Source organism: Serratia sp. 25CWL12, assembly GCF_055790885.1.
In genome coordinates this window covers 3456938-3478046 of the sequence record NZ_CM147698.1, presented here as the reverse complement: position 1 = coordinate 3478046, position 21109 = coordinate 3456938, and the positions used below count along the sequence as shown (strand labels likewise).

At 49.6% G+C, this 21109-nt stretch carries 17 protein-coding genes; 7 read left to right on the top strand and 10 right to left on the bottom strand.

The genetic code is table 11. From position 1 onward, the window contains the following. Window positions 1-372 precede the first annotated feature (372 nt). Window positions 373-1200, top strand: a complete 828-nt coding sequence (djlA, locus tag ACX9GV_RS15000) for a co-chaperone DjlA (protein ID WP_023492719.1) — start codon at window positions 373-375, stop codon at window positions 1198-1200. Between the two features lie 53 nt (window positions 1201-1253). Here djlA and rluA read toward each other — a convergent pair whose 3' ends face one another. After that, complete coding sequence (gene rluA / locus ACX9GV_RS14995) at window positions 1254-1874, bottom strand: bifunctional tRNA pseudouridine(32) synthase/23S rRNA pseudouridine(746) synthase RluA (protein ID WP_473196053.1); 621 nt, start codon at window positions 1872-1874, stop codon at window positions 1254-1256. 430 nt (window positions 1875-2304) lie between these two features. Between rluA and ACX9GV_RS14990 the strand changes: the two genes are divergently transcribed. Continuing rightward, a complete protein-coding gene (locus ACX9GV_RS14990; RefSeq protein WP_473196052.1) occupies window positions 2305-2652 on the top strand; it encodes a hypothetical protein in 348 nt (115 codons plus the stop codon). Here the strand turns inward: ACX9GV_RS14990 and ACX9GV_RS14985 are convergent. Beyond that, window positions 2649-2906, bottom strand: a complete 258-nt coding sequence (locus ACX9GV_RS14985; protein ID WP_473196051.1) for a cag pathogenicity island Cag12 family protein — start codon at window positions 2904-2906, stop codon at window positions 2649-2651. The genes ACX9GV_RS14990 and ACX9GV_RS14985 overlap by 4 nt on opposite strands. Before the next feature lie 647 nt (window positions 2907-3553). Between ACX9GV_RS14985 and ACX9GV_RS14980 the strand changes: the two genes are divergently transcribed. Continuing rightward, complete coding sequence (locus ACX9GV_RS14980; RefSeq protein WP_473196050.1) at window positions 3554-3964, top strand: ASCH domain-containing protein; 411 nt, start codon at window positions 3554-3556, stop codon at window positions 3962-3964. 133 nt (window positions 3965-4097) lie between these two features. Here ACX9GV_RS14980 and ACX9GV_RS14975 read toward each other — a convergent pair whose 3' ends face one another. The 3 genes from ACX9GV_RS14975 to ACX9GV_RS14965 are packed head-to-tail and all read right to left on the bottom strand — an operon-like array spanning window position 4098 to window position 8676. Continuing rightward, window positions 4098-5339: a c-type cytochrome gene (locus ACX9GV_RS14975; protein WP_473196049.1), complete on the bottom strand. Its 1242-nt coding sequence runs from the start codon at window positions 5337-5339 to the stop codon at window positions 4098-4100. After that, window positions 5339-5890: a (2Fe-2S)-binding protein gene (locus ACX9GV_RS14970; protein ID WP_473196048.1), complete on the bottom strand. Its 552-nt coding sequence runs from the start codon at window positions 5888-5890 to the stop codon at window positions 5339-5341. Before ACX9GV_RS14970 ends, ACX9GV_RS14975 begins: the two co-directional genes overlap by 1 nt. Further along, entirely contained in the window at window positions 5887-8676 is a 2790-nt protein-coding gene (locus tag ACX9GV_RS14965) for a xanthine dehydrogenase family protein molybdopterin-binding subunit (RefSeq protein WP_473196047.1), read from the bottom strand. Before ACX9GV_RS14965 ends, ACX9GV_RS14970 begins: the two co-directional genes overlap by 4 nt. A 258-nt stretch (window positions 8677-8934) precedes the next feature. On the opposite strand from ACX9GV_RS14965, the gene ACX9GV_RS14960 reads away from it, so the two are divergent. Together ACX9GV_RS14960 and ACX9GV_RS14955 are read left to right on the top strand one after the other, a co-directional pair. Continuing rightward, window positions 8935-9057, top strand: coding sequence for a hypothetical protein (locus tag ACX9GV_RS14960; protein ID WP_473196046.1), 123 nt, complete (start codon window positions 8935-8937; stop codon window positions 9055-9057). Window positions 9058-9065: 8 nt separating this feature from the next. Beyond that, entirely contained in the window at window positions 9066-10031 is a 966-nt protein-coding gene (locus ACX9GV_RS14955; protein ID WP_473196045.1) for an XdhC family protein, read from the top strand. Between the two features lie 179 nt (window positions 10032-10210). Here the strand turns inward: ACX9GV_RS14955 and ACX9GV_RS14950 are convergent, their stop codons facing one another. Continuing rightward, window positions 10211-10717: an ester cyclase gene (locus tag ACX9GV_RS14950; RefSeq protein ID WP_473196044.1), complete on the bottom strand. Its 507-nt coding sequence runs from the start codon at window positions 10715-10717 to the stop codon at window positions 10211-10213. Window positions 10718-10799: 82 nt separating this feature from the next. Here ACX9GV_RS14950 and ACX9GV_RS14945 point away from each other — a divergent pair, with 82 nt between their 5' ends. Together ACX9GV_RS14945 and ACX9GV_RS14940 are read left to right on the top strand one after the other, a co-directional pair. Continuing rightward, entirely contained in the window at window positions 10800-11732 is a 933-nt protein-coding gene (locus ACX9GV_RS14945; protein WP_473196043.1) for a LysR family transcriptional regulator, read from the top strand. Between the two features lie 403 nt (window positions 11733-12135). Then, complete coding sequence (locus ACX9GV_RS14940; RefSeq protein ID WP_473196042.1) at window positions 12136-13296, top strand: glycerophosphodiester phosphodiesterase family protein; 1161 nt, start codon at window positions 12136-12138, stop codon at window positions 13294-13296. 210 nt (window positions 13297-13506) lie between these two features. Here the strand turns inward: ACX9GV_RS14940 and ACX9GV_RS14935 are convergent, their stop codons facing one another. The 4 genes from ACX9GV_RS14935 to ilvN all read right to left on the bottom strand — a co-directional run bounded on the left by ACX9GV_RS14935 (window position 13507) and on the right by ilvN (window position 21108). Beyond that, window positions 13507-14565: a hypothetical protein gene (locus ACX9GV_RS14935; protein ID WP_473196041.1), complete on the bottom strand. Its 1059-nt coding sequence runs from the start codon at window positions 14563-14565 to the stop codon at window positions 13507-13509. A gap of 453 nt (window positions 14566-15018) precedes the next feature. Beyond that, window positions 15019-17925, bottom strand: coding sequence for an RNA polymerase-associated protein RapA (gene rapA / locus ACX9GV_RS14930; RefSeq protein ID WP_023490583.1), 2907 nt, complete (start codon window positions 17923-17925; stop codon window positions 15019-15021). A gap of 446 nt (window positions 17926-18371) precedes the next feature. Then, complete coding sequence (locus tag ACX9GV_RS14925) at window positions 18372-20738, bottom strand: DNA polymerase II (RefSeq protein ID WP_473196040.1); 2367 nt, start codon at window positions 20736-20738, stop codon at window positions 18372-18374. A 76-nt stretch (window positions 20739-20814) separates the two neighbouring features. Then, window positions 20815-21108, bottom strand: a complete 294-nt coding sequence (ilvN, locus tag ACX9GV_RS14920; RefSeq protein WP_473196039.1) for an acetolactate synthase small subunit — start codon at window positions 21106-21108, stop codon at window positions 20815-20817. Between the last annotated feature and the right edge of the window lies 1 nt (window position 21109).

Genomic DNA, 21109 nt, shown 5'->3' with positions numbered 1-21109 from the left:
CGCGTTTTTTGGTGTTCCGTTATCCGAAGCGTCATGTCCAGCAAATGATTCAGAGACTATATCATGCATCAACGTTGCGCTAGTGTTATACCTTTCATACGTCAAATTGCTTGAGTGTTGCTTGCATCCGTTCGCACCAGTCACATCGTAGGCGCTTGAATGACGACAAGTATAAACCTTGCTGTCGACAACACCGACGTTAGGCGTAGCGATAAATGACAGGTATGATAATCGAATTCTTGGAAAAAATCGCCTTACCCCTTGCGTATAAATAAGGGAATTACACCAAAATAATTGGAGTTCATCCTGGTAAGGCGGCAACACTTCAATCAACCCGTGGTGTGCGATTGACAATTTACAGTTGGGGAGTCTATGCAGTATTGGGGAAAACTACTCGGAGTGATTATCGCTGTCTGGTCTGGAGCGGGATTCTGGGGGATTATTTTAGGGCTGATTATCGGCCAGATGATTGATACTGCGCTTTATAACAAACGCAACCAGGGTTTTTTTGCCAATCAGCAAGCGCGGCAGGCGCTATTTTTCCGTACCACTTTCCAGGTTATGGGGCACCTGACTAAATCGAAAGGGCGGGTGACCGAGGCTGACATTCAAATAGCCAACCTGTTTATGGACCGTTTGCAACTGCATGGCGAGGCCAGAACCGCGGCACAGCAAGCTTTCCGAGAGGGTAAGCAGAATCAATTTCCATTGCGGGAAACATTACAGCAATTGCGCAGTATCTGCGTGGGTCGTTTTGACTTGATTCGGATGTTTTTGGAAATTCAAATTCAGGCGGCATTTGCTGACGGTTCACTCCATCCCAATGAGCGGGATGTCCTGTATGTCATTGCCGAAGAGCTGGGGATTTCACATAGCCAGTTCGATCAGTTTCTCAACATGATGGAAGGTGGTCGTCAGTTTGGTGGCGGCCAGGGGCAGCACAGTTACGGTTCCCAAGGGGGGTATCAACAGGCCCAACGGGGCCCGACGCTACAGGATGCCTGCAAGGTCTTGGGCGTTAACAGCAATGATGATGCCGCTGTCATCAAACGTGCCTATCGCAAACTGATGAGCGAACACCACCCAGATAAACTGGTGGCGAAAGGATTACCGCCACAAATGATGGAAATGGCCAAGCAGAAAGCGCAGGAAATTCAGGCGGCTTATGACTTGATTAAACATGAAAAAGGCTTCAAGTAGCCGCACAGGGAATGACTTATATATAGGGCATGAGTCCGGTATTAAGCCGGCGCTTAAAAATCGGCGTCGGCTCGGAAATTCATGGATGTGTGAAATTCTGGATGAGTGATGCGCAACTCTTGGGCATGTAGCTGTAGGCGCTGTGCCATGGCTTTGGCCTCGGGGTGCGCGTAGAAGCCATCCCCGAGGATCGGGTGCCCCAATGCCAGCATATGAACACGCAATTGGTGGGAGCGCCCGGTGATCGGGGTAAGTTTTACTCGCGTACTGCCATCCGCATCACGGGAAAGCACCTGATAGTGGGTTTGCGCCGCTTTACCGGTGGTAAAACAGACTTTCTGCAGCGGACGGTTCGGCCAATCACAAATCAGCGGCAAATCCACTAATCCTTCGTCTAATTCTATATGGCCCCAGACCCGGGCAATGTAGCATTTCTCTGGTTCACGCTCACGGAACTGACGCTTTAGCTCACGCTCAGCAGCCTTGGTTAGCGCGACAACAATCACCCCACTGGTCGCCATATCCAGACGATGTACCGATTGCGCCGCAGGAAATTCTGCCTGGACACGTGCCAGCACACTGTCATGATTTTCTGGTGCTCGCCCCGGTACAGAAAGCAACCCGCTGGGCTTATTGACCACGATAATATGCTGGTCTTGGTAAATAATGTTCATATTTATGGTTCTTTACTTGGCTTTTTTGTTTTATTTTATGGGGTTAACGGATTAGTCAAATATTTGCATGCTCGCTTTATCTCATCACCAGCACAGTTAACCAACGTCATTGAGGTAACCAACCCCACTGATGTAGACAAAGCGGATGAGGGTGAAAACCGGAGATTACCAACCACGGGTGGAACTAGTGGCGCATTCTACGCGAACTCTGTGCTGCTGACGAGTTTGCTCTTGGGTTTGGCGAGTGGGATGAAAATAAGGCTAACTTGGTATGGTTTGCGTAAGCGAGTTTGATTTAGGAAAGGGGATACTGGCCTCGATGCCGGGGCAGGCGAACACTTCTACTTAGCCTTGACAGCGTTTGTCAGCCCAAAGCAATAATGTCATAGTGAATGCATCATCCATCTGGTGAGTCTTAGGAGATAAGACAATGACATTTGAAAGATATGATGAAAAAAAACCGATGAAAGTTACTGGTGAATTATCACTCAAGCTTCCTATGGAAGTTACAGTCTATATTATTCAAAAGATTGTCGATGTGACAATGTTACAACGAATATGTCAAAGATTAGGCTGGTCGTGTGAATCAGTTGATTTTAAAAATAAACCTACCCAGAAATTGGTATATACACGGAATGTGACAACAACTGAATTAAATAATGCTCGAAAATTTCCCTATACGGGTGAAATCCACTATGTACAGCGGAGTATTGAAGCGGCGCTTTTGGAGACAATGAATAATGAAAATGTGGAAATCACAGTTTTACTCAAAAGTTAACCTCCTCTTGATAAATAAACGTCAACCGTGTTGTAGGTTAAACAGGCCATTTGACGATTAAACTCAATGAGGGCAGTTGCGCCGTGGGCCTGTAACCACTCTTTTGCGTCAAACCATGCCGCGCTGCTGTTGCTGGCAACCACAATCCGGGTCGAATGCGCCACGGCATAATAGAAATCAGGGCCGTAGCATCCGTAAAACTGTGATCCGTTTCGACTAGTTTCCCGCAACGTCCGGAGAGGGAACCACAACATGATTTTCCTACCACTCAGGCAACGTGCTATTAAGGGGTTTGAAGCCCAACTGTACGGAAACGTCCGATAAGTGCATTTTCTGAGCAAATTTGCCGAGTAAAGAAAACGAGGGTTTTGTTTACTATTTCCGTTGATACCAGTAGCCATGCGGTTTTCTGCACTTCCAGTGTTAATAAGCTCGGTAATTAAATCAACGTAAACCCGACCGACAACGCCACGACTTTATAGACTTAAAATCATATGGTCTTAACTTACGTTTCTGTTCCATTGGGTTTCAAACCCCTAATTGGCTTACAGGCGCTATCTCGACCTGATATCTGCTGATACCTCATTGATAAACGTTCAATGTTAAGATGTAGGCATCACTATATTTCCACACAATCGGCGGTTATACCGCTGGTTGCCAATGCATCAATAACGATCTACGCACCACCAGTGACCTTAAATACAAGTGGTGCGATCAGACGCCGCTCATTGGTGAAAGCCGATTGTAACGCAGCCTTGACTAGATACAGCGTAGGATCACATTTAACGCTTTAGGGTATCATTCATTCTTCAAGTGATGATTAATTGTCAAATAAGGTATAATTTTGGCTAGGTTCACATTCTGATAAATCAGTTAACCCGCTGTTAAAAAGGAATTTATTTTGACTATTATTAAGCAATTGAAGGCGAAATACCCTAATGCTTTATCCTGGTCTTTTGGGGATTCACCTGAGTTGGCAGACGCACTTGCAGCTTTAGTCATGAAAGGGCTGAAAACAGCAAGTTGCGGTTCTTTTTCGTCTTTTGAAAAGGAGGACGGATCCCCCTCAGTCGGTAGCTATAGCATTGTTCTTAGCGGTGAAGGTTCCCCTGTTTGCGTGATAAGAACTACAGCTATGTACCTTAAGTGTTTTTCTGATGTGACTGCAGAATTGGCTAAAAAAGAAGGGGAGGGCGATCTGAGTCTGGACTATTGGAAAAAGGCACATCAAGCATTTTTTGAACGTGAAGGCACATATTCTGAGGATATGGAGCTTGTTTTTGAAGAGTTTCAATTAATCGAAATTGTTTAGCTTATGTGTAACTGCCACCGTATTAAAGGTGATCGCTCAGGTGGCCAGCGAACTCAATAAGAAAAAGAGACTGAATCGCCATTCTGGCATCACTTAACAGGCTCACATCCGTGAGCCTGTTTATTAACCATCATTAATGCGCTTTACGCAGTGCCTTCACCTGTTCTGCAGTGATATCCCCCGGTAAGCCTCCCCAGGTTACACGCAGATAATTGACCAACTCTGCAATTTGCGCATCATTCAGCCGATCGGCAAAACCCGGCATACTTTGCATACTTTCGTTGCCAGGGAACTGTTGCGCAGGCAGGCCATCCAACACGGAGACGATCAGATTCTTACCGTCTGGCTGGCGTAAAGTTGAATTATCGCGCATCGCCACGGCGACATGGGGTTTGCCTGCACCATCGCGCTCATGGCAACCCGAACATTGGTCAAGATACGTGATACGCCCGGCTTCATTGCCCTGGCCGATTTTCACAGCCACCGCCTGGGGTGGTTTGTCGCCCAGCAGATAAGTCGCTAATGCCCGATGATCTTCCGGCGTTAAATGACGGGTACTGAGTGCCACCACGGTATGCATTTCGCTGAAAGCGGAGCCCTGGGGCGCTATGCCGGTACTCAGGAAACGGGTCATATCCTCTAGCGTCCAGCCGCGCTGTGCCAGCCCTTGCGGGGTTAGATCAGGCGCGGTAAAGCGCCCCAGATCGCCACCCTGCATTGGCTTGCTCAATTCCATCTGCCCAAACATGCCTCGTGGCGTATGGCATTCGCCACAGTGGCCGAGCACATCAGCAAGATAGCGACCGCGCAACCATTCGGCAGAAGCGCCCTGTGAACTTGCTGGCAACGGATCGCTGCTACGGAACAGCAAATTCCAGCCGATCATCGCCATACGCTGGTTGAACGGGAATGGCATATCGTTTTTCGGCGTGGCGACATCTACCGCAGGGCGTGACATCAGATAGGCATAAATGGCATCAGCATCTTCACGCGACATCCCTTTGTAGGACGTGTAAGGCATCGCCGGGTACAAATGGCGCCCCCCTGGCGCAATCCCTTGGGTCAGTGCCAGGAAGAAATCATCTTTGGTCCAGCGGCCAATACCGTGGTCTGCAGAAGGCGTCAGGTTACTGCCGTAAATCGTGCCGAACGGTGTCTCCATGGGATAGCCACCCGCCAGCGGTGCGCCACCGGTAGCGGTATGGCAAGCCGCACAGTCGGCAGCCTGCGTTAGGTAACGCCCACGGGCAATCTGCTCGCTACTGGCGGTAACCTGCTGGACCGGACCGTCATAGCGGCGATTTTCCCGCCACCACAGTACGGCGATCACGATAGCCACAATTAACAGGATCCACAGTGCCAAACGTTTTTTCATCACGCCGTCTCCTTAAGCAAACCTGGCGTTTTCAACACCACGTCACGCACCGCTTGGTAATAACGCACATAGCCAGTACAGCGACAAATATGATTTTCCAAAGCCTGAGCAATCGCCTCTTCTAACTGTTCGCGCGGGATCGGTTCACGTTTGAGTTGCTCAACAAAAATGGTCGCCGCGTTAACAAACCCCGGGGTGCAATAACCGCACTGGAAGCTGTAATGCTCAAGGAACGACTGCTGGATCGGCGAGAGTTCAACGGTTTCCCCTTTGCTATCCACTGCCGCATGCCCCTCAATGGTGCGTATTTGCTTGCCATTGAAGAAGTGAGCGCCGGTAATGCAGGTACGAATCTCTTCGCTGGTACCGCTAGGATGATCGAGGATCGCGACACAAGCATGGCAAATCCCTTGGCCACAACCGAGACGCGAACCGGTGAGATCGAGGTATTCATGAAGAAAATCGATCATCATCAAACCTTCTGGCACTTCGATGGGACCGACCTGTTTACTGTTAACGGTAAGCGTAATAGGGTGGGTTTTAATGCTCATGGTAATACCTCAAGAATATTCTCGGCACGGACAGGCAAATCACGGAAACGGTGCCCAGTAGCATGGGCGATGGCGTTAACCAGTGCGGCAACCACTGGGATCATCACCACTTCCGCCATCCCTTTCGGCGGATCGGTTTCCGACAACGCAGGCAGGATGTCACCGGTCTGCTTCCAGACCGCCACGTCACTGGCGCGCGGTAAATGGTAACGGTTAAAGTTCCAGGTGCCGTTACCCGGCCCGTCTTCGTATAATGGTTGATATTCATGCAACGCATGGCCAATCCCCATCGCCAACCCGCCCTGCAACTGACCGGAAACCAGTTCAGGCACAATCAGATTGCCGCACTCCATAATCGAGTGATGGTTCAACAGTTCAACCTTGCCGGTAGCGATATCCACCGCAACTTCGGCCAACGTGCCTGCGGCACTGTAGTAGGTCACTGCGGCGTTGTTACGCTGGGTCGGCGGATAAAAGGCCTGTTCACGCGCCATGGTCTTGAACTCACCGCCACCCAGGCGCACCGCCAGCCCGTCGATGGGTAAGCGCTCACGTTGGTTATTCAGCATGAATTCTGCTTCAGCCCACTGCCAGCGATTGAATACATGCACCACTGCACCAGTAAGAAACCCCATCTGGTGGGCTTTCTTTGCTAATAGCTCCAGTGGCAAGATCTGCATCCCTGCTGCCGTCAAGCCCCCTTCAACCCAGCGAGCCTCTTCTTTGCGTACCACCAGCGGAGCCGCCTGGCCACCACCAATGCCGGACTGCCAGATCGCCAACGCGGCTGGCCATATCCCTTGTTCGAACACCAACCGTGCCGCTTCACGCGTGCTGTGCGAGAAATAGTAAGCGGAGTTACTGGCGCTGGAAGGTGAGCAATAACTGGGTGTCCAATTGGGGTTGGTTTGCAGCTTGTCCTGCTCTTCCTGCGACATCAGGTAAGGGTCGCCACTGGTCACCATCGGTAATAATGACCAATCGGTCACCGAGAAATTAGCCACATCGGCCGGTTTACCCAGCCATTGCGCGCACAGCACGGACTGCGAGGTGGACATGCCTGTGCCCATTTCAGCCCCGCTGTGGTAAAGCGTAATGCGCCCATCGTCACTCAATTCCACCCGGGCAAAGGAGGTTTCGGCCCCCGTGCCAAAGTCTTTTTGTACACAACCGAAGCCTACGCCATAGCGTTTACCTGGGTTCTGGCGTTCAAACGCCACTTTACGTTCGGCACGTTTAAGCCACATTTCATGCTGTGCGGCCTTCTCTAACACTTCGTCGGCGCGAATCGCACCCGCCGGGATCGCCCCTTGGGTATTTTTCATGCCGGATTTCAGAACGTTGCGCAAGCGGAACTCGATCGGATCGAGTTTCAGCTCCTCTGCCAACTCATCGATCATCATTTCGGTGGCGGCCATGCTTTGCAGGGTGCCGTAACCACGGGCAGAACCAGCATCAATGGCGCGAGACGCCAACCCCACCGCCGAAAGGTCACTTTTCGGGAAATAGTAAATCGACTGTGCCGCAGTGGCCGCCACCATCACCACCGAAGGCGTAAAGTTGCAGCGCCCACCACCGTCTGCCGTCATCGAACCTTGGAACGCTTGCAACACCCCCGTTTGCTTATCAACCGCGATACGGTAGTTCATATCGAAAGCGTGACGTTTGATGGATGTCTGGAACTGTTCAAAGCGGTCATTGGCCAGCCGCACCGGTAGCCCATCACCATAAAGCGCGGCAACAGCACCGTAATACGGGAAGTTATAATGGTCTTTTGAACCGTATCCGACGGTATAGCAAGGGTGTAGGATCAACTGTTTTACCGGCTGAAGGCGTTTAGCCAACATGTGCGGCATTTGTTCAGCCACCTCTTGCGGAGACTGAGTCGGGATCACCAAATGCAGCGTTTGGGTTGCAGGATCAAACCAACCATTGGCGTTATCCGGTTCTAACGCCGAAGTATCAGCGGATTGTGTGGTATAGCGTCGTGCCATCACCAGCCAGTCAGTAGGTGGGGATTGCAGTTGCTGGTCAATCATACCGGCGTAATACATCCCCTCCTGATCCAGTTTGCCGCCCTCGCGCCCTTCCGGCCATACCGGCAAGTGCCTTCTCATTGCCAGCGGGAAGATTGGGCTGTCCTTGAGACTGGAGAAGCGATCGTCATCAGAAGATTGAGCGCCACCAACGCGCACAAAGCGGAAGCTACCCCAAGGGTCGCGCTCTAACGGACCGGTTTCACTGCCATATTGGATCACTTCATCGCGGAATTTCAGCTTGTCTTTGGCAAAGCGGAAACGGGCAAAATCATGATAGATCAGGATCGCCACCGCTTGGCCAAGGTAGGCTGGGGTTTTCCCCGTCGGCAGTAGCATGTCGTCGCCGTAGAATTCCGGGAAGGCCAGGCCATCACGGGCCAGATCTTCTGCCGTCACCAAGCGATCCGGCCGCAGGTCGTCACCGAGCAGGGAGAGATCGATACCGGTAAACAAGCGATCGGCTTTCGTCACCCTGAGAATAAAAGCATGCGCCTGCTTTTGCGGCCAGTGCGGCATATCGACCGCACGGATGTCACGGGCAAACACTTTCTGCCCCATCACTTTGGAGCGGCCATCAATGCGATAGCGGATGCGTCTGGCATGGGCATCCCAATTGGGTGATTGCAGGATCCTCTGTTCAAATAGTGCAGCATAGGCACGGCTGTAGAGGGGAGCGAGGTAAACAGATATCCCTGCAATCACGCTACCTTTGATGAAACGGCGTCGTGACAGGTCGAAATTGCTCATAAAGTGTCCTTGATATCTTTATATATCCACTATATCCCCCTGCAACTAATAACACCGAGACTGGGGAGGTAAGGGCTAATTCGTTTTTTTTCAGCAGGTTCGTTGCGCAACTGCATGGAATCTTGCTGGAGACGCTATAATCATATGCTTATAAAAGAAATTATGTAAGAATTAACATTCTGCTTTCAAAAAAATCACATATAAAAACACGTGAATTCTTTGCAGGTAGCATGACTTGCGCAATAGCGGTTAGATAAGATGGCAACAGATATTGTGATGATCGTTACCGGACATCATGATCACGTTATCCAGGCTGATAAATTCAAGCCCACCGTATTTGAACATAACCTTCTGCCATCACCGCTGGCAGCGAACGAGTAAATTCATTGATGCAACACCTTGATATCAGCGTAGTCAGCCAGGCGATAAACTGGCTAGAACAGCAGCCAGTGTGGTTGTGTACCGTGCTGAACACTTACGGATCCTCCCCCCGTTCCCCTGGCGCGCTGATGGTGACCACCCGCGATGGGCACTATTGTGGCTCGCTGTCCGGTGGTTGTGTGGAAGAGGATTTTCTACACCGTTTGGCCGCCGGTGAATATCAAGCTGCCAGCCAAGTGATCCGTTACGGCGCGGGCGGATTGGCCCCTAACCTTGCTCTCCCTTGCGGTGGCGTTCTGGATGTCTTGATCGAGCACCTGCCCGCAGGTGATGCCAGCATCCGTTATATACGTACCATTGCCGATGCGTTGGCTGGTCACCATGCCTTGATCAAACGCCTGACCTTACCTAATGCCTGTAACAGTCTGGAAACCACCCAATTTGTCAGCACGAGCCAAGTGGTACGGGATCAGCAAACCATCACATTACATATTGCCGCAGCGCCACGGTTATTGATTGCCGGGCTTTCCAGCGTCGCGCTGTTTTGCGCCGATTTTGCCAGCGCATTAGGCTTCGAGGTTCTGGTGTGCGAAAACCGGCCAGAAGCGCTGGAGAACTTCGCCAGCCAGCTCAAGCCCCCCATCACTTTACTACGCCAGTTTCCGGCAAAGTTTATTGAACAAGGGGGCTGCCACGCCAATACGGCGATCGTGGCGCTGACCCACGATCCGCGCATGGATGATTTAACGCTGATGGAGGCTATCCATACCCCGGCGTTTTATATTGGTGCGATGGGTTCTCAACGAAACAGCGATCGCCGCCGCCAACGGCTCAAACAGATTGCAGAATTTAGCCCCCAGGAACTCGCGCGTATCCATGCCCCTATCGGCTTACCGCTCGGCAGTAAAACGCCGGCAGAGATTGCCCTGGCGGTGATGGCCGATATTGTGCAACAGAAGAATCAGGTTCGCTGATGGATTGGTGTTTGGACGGGGTTAACTGTCTGGTTTAGGTGTAACCCGCCCGCTGTGGTATAGCGAAACAGTGTTGGTTTTAATTGGTTAGCGGCTCAGTCGAAATAGATAAATTCAAGTTGCCGGTAGGCGATAAGCTCAGGAGCCTACAGGCAACTTGAATCAACTTGGATATAGAATTATTTCGCGGACAGTTGGCGCACCGCGCTCATCCAATCTTCCACATGGTAAGAACGCTCGATTTTACCATTTTTCACAGTGTGGATATCGATAGACATGATCTTGAAGCTTTTGCCGCCATAAGGTACTCCCATAAATTCATTAGCGGGTGTACCAGAGGCTTCACCACGAACAATAATACGGTTACCGTCGACCAGCAGTTCTTTGATTTCCCATTTCAAATTTGGGATCACTTTGCCAAAGCCTGCGATGCCCACCGCTACTTTCTCACGTGGTTTGCACTCATCATTGCCACTACAAGACACCCATTCTGGCGCGGTAGCCTGTAAAACAAGCTTTTCAGCATTTTTACCGGAAGCGGCGTTCAGTGCATCGTAAAATGGCGCGACTATCGCTTGCGCCTCCGCTGGGGCAAGGTTTTTCGCTTGAAGCCCCAGAGACACAAATGTGCTGGTCAGTAACGTGGCTCCACAGACCAATCGTAGGTAAAACGCAGATTTTGTCATTATTCTCTCCATGAAAATTTAGATACGAAACCGATTTTATGGCATAAGATAAGATGAATATAATGAATATTATTAACACCTCATGAATAAAATTGATTTAAGAAAAGTGGATCTGAACCTGCTGTTATTGTTCGAGACGTTAATGCGCGAAGGTAGTGTTTCCAAGACGGCCGAACAATTAGGGCGTACACAGTCTGCGATTAGTCATGCGCTTGCACGTTTACGGGACCAATTGGGTGATCCGTTATTGGTTAAAGTGGGCGGGCGGATGCAACCGAGTCCCTACGCACTGGAGTTGTTAGAAGAGGTTCGCCCCCTTTTACGCAGTATTGAGCGTATCTTGAGTCCGCGTGAAGCTTTTGATGCAGCAACCTCGACTCGACGTTTTCGCCTGGTTGTTCCCGATTTGGCTATGAATTTATTTTCTCACCTGATGCAACGTATTCAGCGAGAAGCGCCCAATATACTGATTGAGTGGGATATTCCAAAATTCAGTACGCCTGTAGATGTTGCTGAGGGGCTGGTTGATTTGGCGTTATTGCCAGAAGCGATCCCAAAGCCAGAGGGGGTCGCTTCAAGACGCGTAGGGGATTTTCAGTGGGCATGTTTTATGCGAGTGGGGCATCCTGCGCTGCAACGCTGGGGTAAAAAGGCATGGGCTGGTTGGCCCCATATTGTGGTTGGCATCGGTGACCGGGTACATAATCCAGTGACATCTGCAGCAGAAAAAGTCAAATTGCAGCGAAGAACGGGTCTTGTGGTACCAACGTTTGGTGCCGTGGCCCCCTTATTGGCGCAAACCAATATGCTCACCACCTTACCTGTGATTGTTTTGGCCGATGCGATGGAGCGTTTTGAATTACAGGTAAAGCCCGTTCCATTTGCTATACCGGATATGCCACATGTATTAGCTTGGAGTACCCGTTTGAACAATGACCCAGCCAGCCAGTGGTTACGGGAGTGTTTTGCCGAAATTTATCAGGCCAAGCTGGCTGAGGCAGGAAAGCTGTTTTGAATTTATCGCCTTTCATTTAAGCACGAGAAGGTTAGCATTTGCCCATTCACTAAGCCTAAACCATCAGCGTGACGATGAAATTGGTGAGGCCATGACTGAAATAATCACCATTACCTCAGCACGTAGCCAATGATTTCTTCGAGATCCGATGAGCTTTTTGGGCAGGGGTCATACGCTAAAGAAGGTTCGGATTGCTAATCCTGATGATTTTCTTAAAGAAAAATTATTTTTAAACTGATGTGAATTATTTCTTTCATAAGACTGTAATATAAGGTGGTTAGCATAGGCATGAAATGGGTATAGCCTGTGATAATGTATTTGTCTGGTTTTTTGGATAAAGCAACCTTGATTTAAATGACGTTTAAAATTTATTATTAATCCTAATTTACCAAAGGAGAGTGTAATGAGGAGCAATACAATAGTTAATTTTAGCACTGCGGCATTAAGTGCGATGTTATTAATTGGCTGCGATGGTGATACCAAGTATGAGACAAAAACGGAATATATCAAAGGTGATACCGAGTATGTTACAAAAACGGAATATATCGACCCAGAACTAAAACCCATTAAATCACCGGTAATCATTGCACACAGAGGGGCAAGCGGATATTTACCTGAGCATACATTAGGGGCTTATGAGTTGGCAGTTAAAATGGGTGCTGAATACATTGAGCCTGATCTCCAATTAACAAAAGATGGGGTGCTTGTCGCTGTTCATGATAACACCCTGGCGCGGACAACGGATGTTTTAGAGCGCTTTGGTGCTAGAAATGATTCTACTAATGTAGGGGAGTACACCTTAGCGGAGATCAAACAGCTTGAAATGAAGCTAAACGGTACAGCTAAAAATACTTATCCTGGTTTTACGCCAGTATCCGATAATGCCTTTAAAGTTCCTACTTTTGATGAAGTGATTGAGTTGGCTCAAAGGCTGTCAAAAGAGACAGGAAAAGAGATTGGTATCTACCCAGAAGCTAAACTGAAAGATGAAGTCCAAGAGGATAAAATATTAGAGTCATTGGAGAAATATGGTTACACTGAAAAAAGTAAAGTTTTCATTCAATCTTTTAGTGCGGAAACATTAAAAAGCTTAAAAAATAAAATGCAAAATAGAGGGTATTTATTACCACTGGTACAACTGGGTAATGCGGTTGATAGTGGCTTTAATGATACTGATTACAGTGCCAATTTAGGCGTGGATTGCCAAGATTACTGCGTCCTTACACAAGACAATCCCCCACAGGTGATTCGTCTGGCGGATATAAAAGAATACGCGCCAAATATTGGTGTATCTCTCTCCACCTCTAAAGCATTGACAACAAGTTCAAGTTGGCCTCTATATACACCTGGACTTTATACATATGCTCATGATCTTGGTATGACGGTAACCGGCTGGACGTTTAATAAATCAAGGGCAGATGCCCTGTCTATTGCTGAATACTTGGGTTTCTTTGAATTGGGAATGGATGGCTTTTTCTCAAATTACCCTGATATAGCCGTTGAAGCAAAGTCGATATTTATCGAAACACAAAAACGCTTGCCTACTGAGAGCCAAAATAAATAATAAGTAACAGTAAGTTAATCGAGTAATAAAGTAATGGTAATAGGCTTTATATCCAAAATAATTTGATTTGCTTGTAGGCGGCAACTGAGTGAAAAATCGGTCAGGACCGATTTGAACTCCCTCACGTTAGCCGGTAAGCGGTGAGGTCCACGGATGGACCTCGTCATATAGCTAACAGCGCTGTAGCTTGATTGGTGATGGCTATCAACGTTAATTGATCAACACCGTCAATACGGCAGAGCCCGTAAAGTCACCCGCAACAGGTACCGCATTGGGTTGATAAATAGAGCGAATAAGAATATTTTTATTCCCTGAGGAACGAGCTGTGGTGGCCGAATATTGGTCAAAAATATTGTCACTGGGTATATCAAAGAGTAACTGACAAGTCCCCCCTGGCCCGCATTGTGTATAATTTTCGCTCTTGCCACTGACGGGATTAGTCCCCTTTAGGGAAAAACTCGCCGAAGCCGGTGACGTGCAATTTAACCCTAACGTGTAATCGTTGGATGGGTAAGCGGTAACACCTTGCTGCAACATAATGGGTCCATGATTAATATTAATGTCACTACCGCCACTACTCAAAGAACATTCTGCTTGAACAGTGGCTCGTATATTAATGTACTCAGGGCCAGCAGATAACAGTAAATTAGACACTTCTCTATCAAAAACGGCGGTAGTGGGCCTGCTGGCGGTTGAAGAATAAATAAACTGTACGCCGGCATAGATTGGCAGGCGAATATTATAGGCTCCCCCGATGGGATTTTTTACATTGTATGTAATCCCACCTAGAAAGTTTCTTGACCAATTGACGTCAGCTTGGCTCCCTGGGCTGGGGCAAGCAATATTAGGGTATGGCTCAGCCATGTTCGTCCGATCTTCCGTTGAAGCCCAAAGAGTATAGCCGGCCGGAATGGGAACATTCGTTATCTGCGTCAGCCCCGTGTTGGAGTTACGGATAAAAGTTATTCCTTGCACAACCGTTTCATTGGGCATCAGCAGCCAAAACCGTCGATATAGAGTCTGGGTAGAAACAGAGCCTACATCGCACTTTGCTGCCATGGCATTAGCATTCGTCCGTAAGATAAATATATTTGAATATAAAAAAACAGGGACGTGACCGTTGGTTATGCTAACGTTAAAATTATTAGCAGGGTTGACCCAACCGGTATAAAAAACGCTGACATAATCTGCTTTGGTTAACGATGGGAAAAGTAATGTCAATAGCAGTAATGGCAATCTTATCTTCATGATTAATATCCCTGTTGTCATTCTATTCACCGATGGAAATATACTCCTTGTTCTTCAAGTCGCCGGTGCTGGTAGCTGCTTTCGCCTGCTCCCTGAGTCTCACGCCACTCGAGGGCACTGTAAGCAATATAAATGAACTTGGGTATAAATTTGGAGAGTGCGGAGTATACTGCGACTGACCTCGCGAGGTAACCGTGATGGCAATGTGTTCTATTGATGATTTAACGATGCATTTAGTATAAAAAACGTCACCAATGGGTTTTATATTCTATAAAAAAAATTTATTCGAAATATAACACTGAAAATAGTGGTGAGGTTCTGGGGGTGAAAAGTCCTTTTTTATCGCAGGTACCCGGTTCTTTCTAAGCCTTGCCCTAATGAGGCGCGCCAGCAGCGTTCATATCTATTATTTGGGGTATATAGCGGGGGATTGCGGTACACGTTAAACGTGAATCAATCCCCCCATAAGTAGGGTTACTGGTGAGACACCACCACCAGGCGGATGGCATCCAGCCGCCACCCGGCCTCGTTCAGGTTAGCCAGCACTTGCTTACGGTTTAATTCCAGCGCTTCCACTTCGTCATCACGGATATTGGGGTTGACCGCCTTCAGGGCTTCCAAACGGGCCAGTTCGCTACTCAAATTATCATCAGCTTGCTGTTTGGCTTGTTCGATCAACTCCCGAGCTTGTTGTTCCAACAGGTTTTCAGCCTGCAATATCATGCTATGCACTTCCTGCTGCACGGCATTGACCAACTTGCTGGACGTATTGCGGTTAACGGCATTTAACTGGCGGTTGAAGCTTTCAAACTCCACTTGTGCTGCCAGGTTATTACCTTTGCGGTCCATCAGCAGGCGGATTGGCGTCGGCGGCAGAAAGCGGGTCAGTTGCAGTTGTTTCGGCGCTTGTGCTTCAACCACATAAACCAGTTCCACCAACAGTGTTCCTACTGGCAGTGCCTTGTTTTTTAACAGGGAGACTGCGGTACTGCCCATATCGCCGGAGAGGATTAGGTCCAGACCATTGCGAATAATGGGGTGCTCCCAGGTAATAAATTGGGCATCCTCACGGGATAACGCCTGTTCCCGGTCGAAGGTGACGGTACAGCCATCTTGCGGCAGGCCCGGGAAGTCTGGCACCAGCATATGGTCGGAAGGGGTTAGGACAATCAGGTTATCACTGCGATCTTCTTGATTGATGCCGACAATATCAAACAGATTCAGCGCAAAATTTATCAGATTGACGTCATTATCCTGCTCCGCAATGGTGTTAGCCAGTGCCTGGGCTTGCTCTCCACCATTGGAGTGCATTTCCAGCAGACGATCACGCCCTTGCTCTAACTGTGCTTTGAGTTGGTTGTGTTGCTGACGACAACGATGAATAAAATCATCCAGGTCAGCCTGCTCGTGCGGTGCCGCCAGGTAACCCATTAGCTGCTGGTAGCAACTGTCATAAATCGGCCTGCCAGTGGGGCAGGTATGTTCGAAAGCATCAAGCCCTTCATGGAACCAGCGCCCCAACACCGCTTGGGCGGTATTTTCCAGATAAGGCACCATGATTTGAATATCATGCATCTGGCCGATGCGGTCCAAACGACCAATACGCTGTTCCAGCAGGTCTGGGTTAAAGGGCAGATCAAACATCACCAAGTGACTGGCAAACTGGAAGTTACGCCCTTCGGAACCGATTTCAGAGCACAGTAACACTTGTGCCCCTTCTTCTTGTGACGCGAAGTAAGCCGCAGCGCGGTCACGCTCAATGATTGATAACCCTTCATGGAAAACCGCTGCGCGGATAGCTTCCCGTTCACGTAACACTTGCTCCAGTTGCAGTGCTGTGGCGGCTTTGGCACAAATCACCAGCACTTTTTCATGGCGGTTAGCCACCAAATAATCCAACAACCATTCAACCCGAGGGTCAAAATTCCACCAGGTGGCGTTTTCCCCTTCGAACGCCTGATAAATTTGTTCAGGGTAGAGCAGGTCACGGGCGCGAGCTTCAAGGGTTTTATTCGCGCTCATGATGCCAGAGACTTTAATGGCGGTTTGATACTGTGCGGGGAGCGGAAGCTTGATTTGGTGCAGATGACGGTGAGGGAACCCCTTCACGCCATTGCGGCTATTACGGAACAGGATACGGCTGGTGCCGTGGCGGTCCATCAGCATGGTGACCAGCTCTTGCCGTGCTTGCTGGCGATTATCGCTGTTACTGTTGGCCGCTTTAAGTAATGGCTCAATGTCTTGTTCGTCGATCAGTTCACCCAGCAGGTTGAGTTGATCATCCGTCAACCGTTCGCCGCTTAATAACAGGGCGACTGCATCCGCCACCGGGTGGTATTTTTGTTGTTCAGCGACAAATTCTGCATAGTGATGAAACCGGTTGGGATCCAGCAGGCGCAGGCGGGCAAAGTGACTTTGCTGACCCAGTTGTTCCGGGGTGGCGGTTAATAGCAGTACGCCAGGGATCTCCTCTGCCAGTTGCTCAATAACCTGGTATTCGCGGCTGGGGGCTTCTTCACTCCAGGCCAGATGATGAGCCTCATCCACCACCAGCAGATCCCATTGGGCATCAGCTAACTGAGCAAGGCGTTGGCGGTTACTGCGCACAAAATCCAGCGAACAGATGACCAGTTGCTCGGTTTCGAAGGGATTGCTGCTATCCAGCAAGGCTTCGCTATAGCGGCTATCGTCGAACAGCGAGAAATAGAGATTGAAACGGCGCATCATTTCCACCAGCCACTGATGCTGCAAGGTTTCCGGTACTACGATCAATACGCGTTCGGCGCGGCCAGCCAGTAATTGCTGATGAATAATCATCCCGGCTTCAATGGTTTTACCCAACCCCACTTCATCTGCCAATAACACTCGCGGGGCGTGGCGTTGGCCGACTTCATAGGCAATATGCAATTGGTGCGGAATTAAGCTGGTACGCATGCCGCGCAAACCGGCAAACGACAGGCGATATTGTTCACTTTGGTATTTGCGGGCGCGGAAACGCAGGGCAAAGCGATCCATACGATCAATCTGCCCGGCAAACAGGCGGTCTTGTGGTTTGCTGAAGGTCAATTTACTGTCCAGCAGCACTTCACGCATGGCGACGCCGCTTTCCTGCGTATCCAGACGTGTGCCGATATAGGTCAGCAGGCCGTTCTCCTCTTTGACTTCCTCCACTTGCAACTGCCAACCTTCGTGGTTGCTGATGGTATCCCCCGGATTAAACATGACACGGGTGATGGGAGAGTGGTTTCTGGCATAGAGGCGGTTTTCACCGATAGCAGGGAACAATAGGGTAACCATACGGGTATCCAGTGCTACCACGGTACCCAATCCCAATTCGCTTTCTGTATCGCTGATCCAGCGCTGACCAAGTGTAAAAGGCATAATTTGTTGGCTCGATTTTTATTAAGTTAGTCCCGTCACCGGATAATAGTGACTTATACCCTTCATACTTCAAGTTGCTTGGGTGTTAGCTGCGCTCTGTCACCCCAGTCACATAGTCAGCTATGCTCCTGGGGATTCCATCACTTGCTGCCTACAGGCAACTCGAATTATTTTGGGTATATATCCTTCATGCTTCAAGTTGCAGAGCGACTCGCTTGATTTATAAGCTACACTCCATTTGCCGTCTGGCAGCAACATGAATGAATTGGGGTATCGGCGCTTGCAAGGCGCACAAAATTCAGAAGGGCGCTATGGTAATGGAAGGTAGCGCATACGTCACCTGCCAAACCGAATGATTTTGCTGCTTCATCGCAATGTATCCCCCGTTTATTCTAGTTGCAGCTTTCATCTCTGCCACTTGAAGAGGAGTGGCGATCTATCTCTCCTCAGAACAACCCCATCTGCCCGGTGATCAGGGTGGCAAAGTCATCATGTAGGAAGGGCAGGATAGCGTCAGCGACCGGTTGAAGTTGACGTTCAAGATAGTGGTTGTAATCAATGGGGGAGTGCCGGGTTTCCAGCGGCTCAGGCCCGGCCAAGGTCATTACATAGCTGATCCAACCCCCGTTTTGATATTGTAAAGGCCGCCCTTGTTGGCGATTGTAGTCATCAGCAATACGTGCTGCGCGCGCATGAGGGGGGACGTTGCGTTGATAATCGTCCAGCTTACGCCGCAGACGTTTGCGATACACCAGTTGATCGTCAAATTCTCCGTTGAGGGTTTTAGCCACATACTCGCGAACAAACCCCTGATAAGGCTGCTGTTTGAAGATACGCTGATAAAGTTGCTGCTGAAATTGCTGGGCCAGTGGCGTCCAGTCAGTACGCACGGTTTCCAGCCCCTTGTATACCATGTTTTCACTGCCATCGGGCTGGATACTCAACCCAGCGTAACGTTTTTTACTGCCTTGCTCGGCACCGCGGATAGTCGGCATCAAAAAGCGTGAGTAATGGGTTTCGAACTCCAATTCCAGCGCACTATCCAAGCCATATTGTTGTTGCAGATGTTGCTGCCACCATTGGTTGACGTGGGCAGTCAATTGCTGGCCAATCTCGACTGCCTGCTGTTCGCTATGGGCTTTTTTCAGCCAGACAAACGTCGAGTCGGTATCGCCATAAATCACCTGATAACCCTGTTCTTCAATTAATTGCCGGGTTTGGCGCATGATTTCATGACCCCGCAAGGTTATGGAAGAGGCCAGCCTTGGATCAAAAAAGCGACAGCCACTGGCCCCTAACACGCCATAAAACGCGTTCATGATGATCTTCAGGGCTTGTGACAGCGGTTTGTTATGCTGCTGTTTAGCCACTTCACGCCCGTGCCAGATCTGGCGAACGATCTCCGGCAGGCAGTGCTTGCTGCGTGAGAAACGGGCTTGACGAAATCCCGGTACTGAAAATTGATCGTCAGGCTGCTGCATCCCTTCCACCAGGCCGACTGGATCGATCAGGAAGGTGCGGATAATAGAGGGGTAGAGGCTTTTGTAATCCAGTACCAGTACCGAGTCGTACAGGCCAGGCTGTGAGTCCATCACAAAACCGCCTGGGCTATGTTCCTCCGGTAATTCCCCTTGATTCGGGGCGACATAGCCTTGCCGATGCATGCGGGGAATATAAAGATGGCTGAATGCGGCGACTGAGCCCCCGCTGCGGTCGGCGGCCAACCCGGTTACCGTTGCTCGCTCTAACAAGAAGGGCAGCAATTCGGTTTTGGCAAAAATACGGGTTACCAGCTCACAATCTTTCAGGTTATAACGCGCCAGAGCCGGTTTATCTTCAGCAAAGCGGCGGTCAATTTCTGCCATACGCTGATAAGGGTTGTCGATGGATTTCCCTTCCCCAAGTAGCGTCTGAGCAACATACTCCAGGCTGAAAGAGGGGAAATTCCAGGTTGCCGACTTTAGTGCTTCGATGCCGTCAATAATCAAGCGCCCAGCCGCCGAGGCAAAGAAGTGATTCTGTTTGAAACCATGTTCACGCCATTCCAGCAGGTTACCATCACGGCCAAAATGGAGTGGGATCTGATAACGTTCAGCATGCTTCTGTAGCACTCGCAGGTCGAATTGCACCAGATTCCAACCAATGATGGCATCAGGGTCATGCTGTTCCAGCCATTGGTTCAAGCGCTCCAACAACTGTGGGCGGCTATTGCAGTACTCCAGGTCGAAATCCAGCGGCTCGTTACTGCCATTAGCCGGGCCAAGCATGTACACCTGGCGTTGACCACAGCCCTCCAAGGCTATCGAATAAAGCTCGCCGTGGGCGGTGGTCTCAATGTCCAGTGAAACCAGTTTTAACGGCGGGCGATAGTGGGCCAAGGGTTTCATCTGGCCATTAAGCCACAGATTATTTGCGCTAGGTTGACCATTGAACCACACCGGAGCAGTGATAAAACGCTCCATCAGGTAGCGGTCTGGTGGGCGGATGTCGGCCTCAAAAACCTGAACTCCCGCTTCTTTTAGCCGTTTTTCCAACTTGAGCAACTGACGATACTGGCGACAATAGAGGCCAATCACCGGGCGGTGGTGAAAATCCAGTAGCTGCAGGGGTTTTAGCTCGATATGACGCTCTTCTCGCAACAACAATTCTGCTTGCTGACGCTGTTCGGCAGGAAAAAACGCCACTGAGGTTTGGGTGGGCAGCCGTAGCCGTTGTGGCCCATGGTCAGTGGCCAACCAGAATTCCACTTCGGTACCGGCTGGGGTATCACGCCAATGGCGAGTGAGTACAAAACCTTGTTGGGGAGCGGTCATATTATGTTTATCGTTTTTCAAGCCGTAGCATGCGGATACCAGAGTATCGCTACGGCTTGAAATCCGCTAACAGAAACTACTGGAAGAACGCCTCCAACTGTTCAAATACCCGAATATCTTCGTTATGGCGTTTCACTTGTAGTACATCTTCCAGTTTTTCTACCTGGCTAATCATCTGCACCAGACGCTGATCATCTGCCACCAGTAGCCAAATGCGACTCTGTTGGCCATCTTTGAGTGGCATACACAAAATACCTTCGACGTTAAATGCGCGGCGGGCAAACAGTCCGCAGACGTGCGTCATCACGCCGGGATGGTTACGCACCGCCAGTTCCAGGATCACTTGTGGATTTTTTTGTAGTGATTGCATG

What these genes read in the sequence shown, in the direction of transcription:
- ACX9GV_RS14990 (WP_473196052.1), top strand. Translation starts at nt 2,305, where the DNA reads ATGACATTTGAAAGATATGATGAAAAAAAACCGATGAAAGTTACTGGT.
- djlA (WP_023492719.1), top strand. Translation starts at nt 373, where the DNA reads ATGCAGTATTGGGGAAAACTACTCGGAGTGATTATCGCTGTCTGGTCT.
- ACX9GV_RS14985 (WP_473196051.1), bottom strand. Translation starts at nt 2,906, where the DNA reads ATGTTGTGGTTCCCTCTCCGGACGTTGCGGGAAACTAGTCGAAACGGA.
- ACX9GV_RS14945 (WP_473196043.1), top strand. Translation starts at nt 10,800, where the DNA reads ATGAATAAAATTGATTTAAGAAAAGTGGATCTGAACCTGCTGTTATTG.
- ACX9GV_RS14955 (WP_473196045.1), top strand. Translation starts at nt 9,066, where the DNA reads ATGCAACACCTTGATATCAGCGTAGTCAGCCAGGCGATAAACTGGCTA.
- ACX9GV_RS14970 (WP_473196048.1), bottom strand. Translation starts at nt 5,890, where the DNA reads ATGAGCATTAAAACCCACCCTATTACGCTTACCGTTAACAGTAAACAG.
- ilvN (WP_473196039.1), bottom strand. Translation starts at nt 21,108, where the DNA reads ATGCAATCACTACAAAAAAATCCACAAGTGATCCTGGAACTGGCGGTG.
- rapA (WP_023490583.1), bottom strand. Translation starts at nt 17,925, where the DNA reads ATGCCTTTTACACTTGGTCAGCGCTGGATCAGCGATACAGAAAGCGAA.
- ACX9GV_RS14960 (WP_473196046.1), top strand. Translation starts at nt 8,935, where the DNA reads ATGGCAACAGATATTGTGATGATCGTTACCGGACATCATGATCACGTT.
- ACX9GV_RS14965 (WP_473196047.1), bottom strand. Translation starts at nt 8,676, where the DNA reads ATGAGCAATTTCGACCTGTCACGACGCCGTTTCATCAAAGGTAGCGTG.
- ACX9GV_RS14950 (WP_473196044.1), bottom strand. Translation starts at nt 10,717, where the DNA reads ATGACAAAATCTGCGTTTTACCTACGATTGGTCTGTGGAGCCACGTTA.
- ACX9GV_RS14925 (WP_473196040.1), bottom strand. Translation starts at nt 20,738, where the DNA reads ATGACCGCTCCCCAACAAGGTTTTGTACTCACTCGCCATTGGCGTGAT.
- ACX9GV_RS14935 (WP_473196041.1), bottom strand. Translation starts at nt 14,565, where the DNA reads ATGACAACAGGGATATTAATCATGAAGATAAGATTGCCATTACTGCTA.
- ACX9GV_RS14975 (WP_473196049.1), bottom strand. Translation starts at nt 5,339, where the DNA reads ATGAAAAAACGTTTGGCACTGTGGATCCTGTTAATTGTGGCTATCGTG.
- ACX9GV_RS14940 (WP_473196042.1), top strand. Translation starts at nt 12,136, where the DNA reads ATGAGGAGCAATACAATAGTTAATTTTAGCACTGCGGCATTAAGTGCG.
- rluA (WP_473196053.1), bottom strand. Translation starts at nt 1,874, where the DNA reads ATGAACATTATTTACCAAGACCAGCATATTATCGTGGTCAATAAGCCC.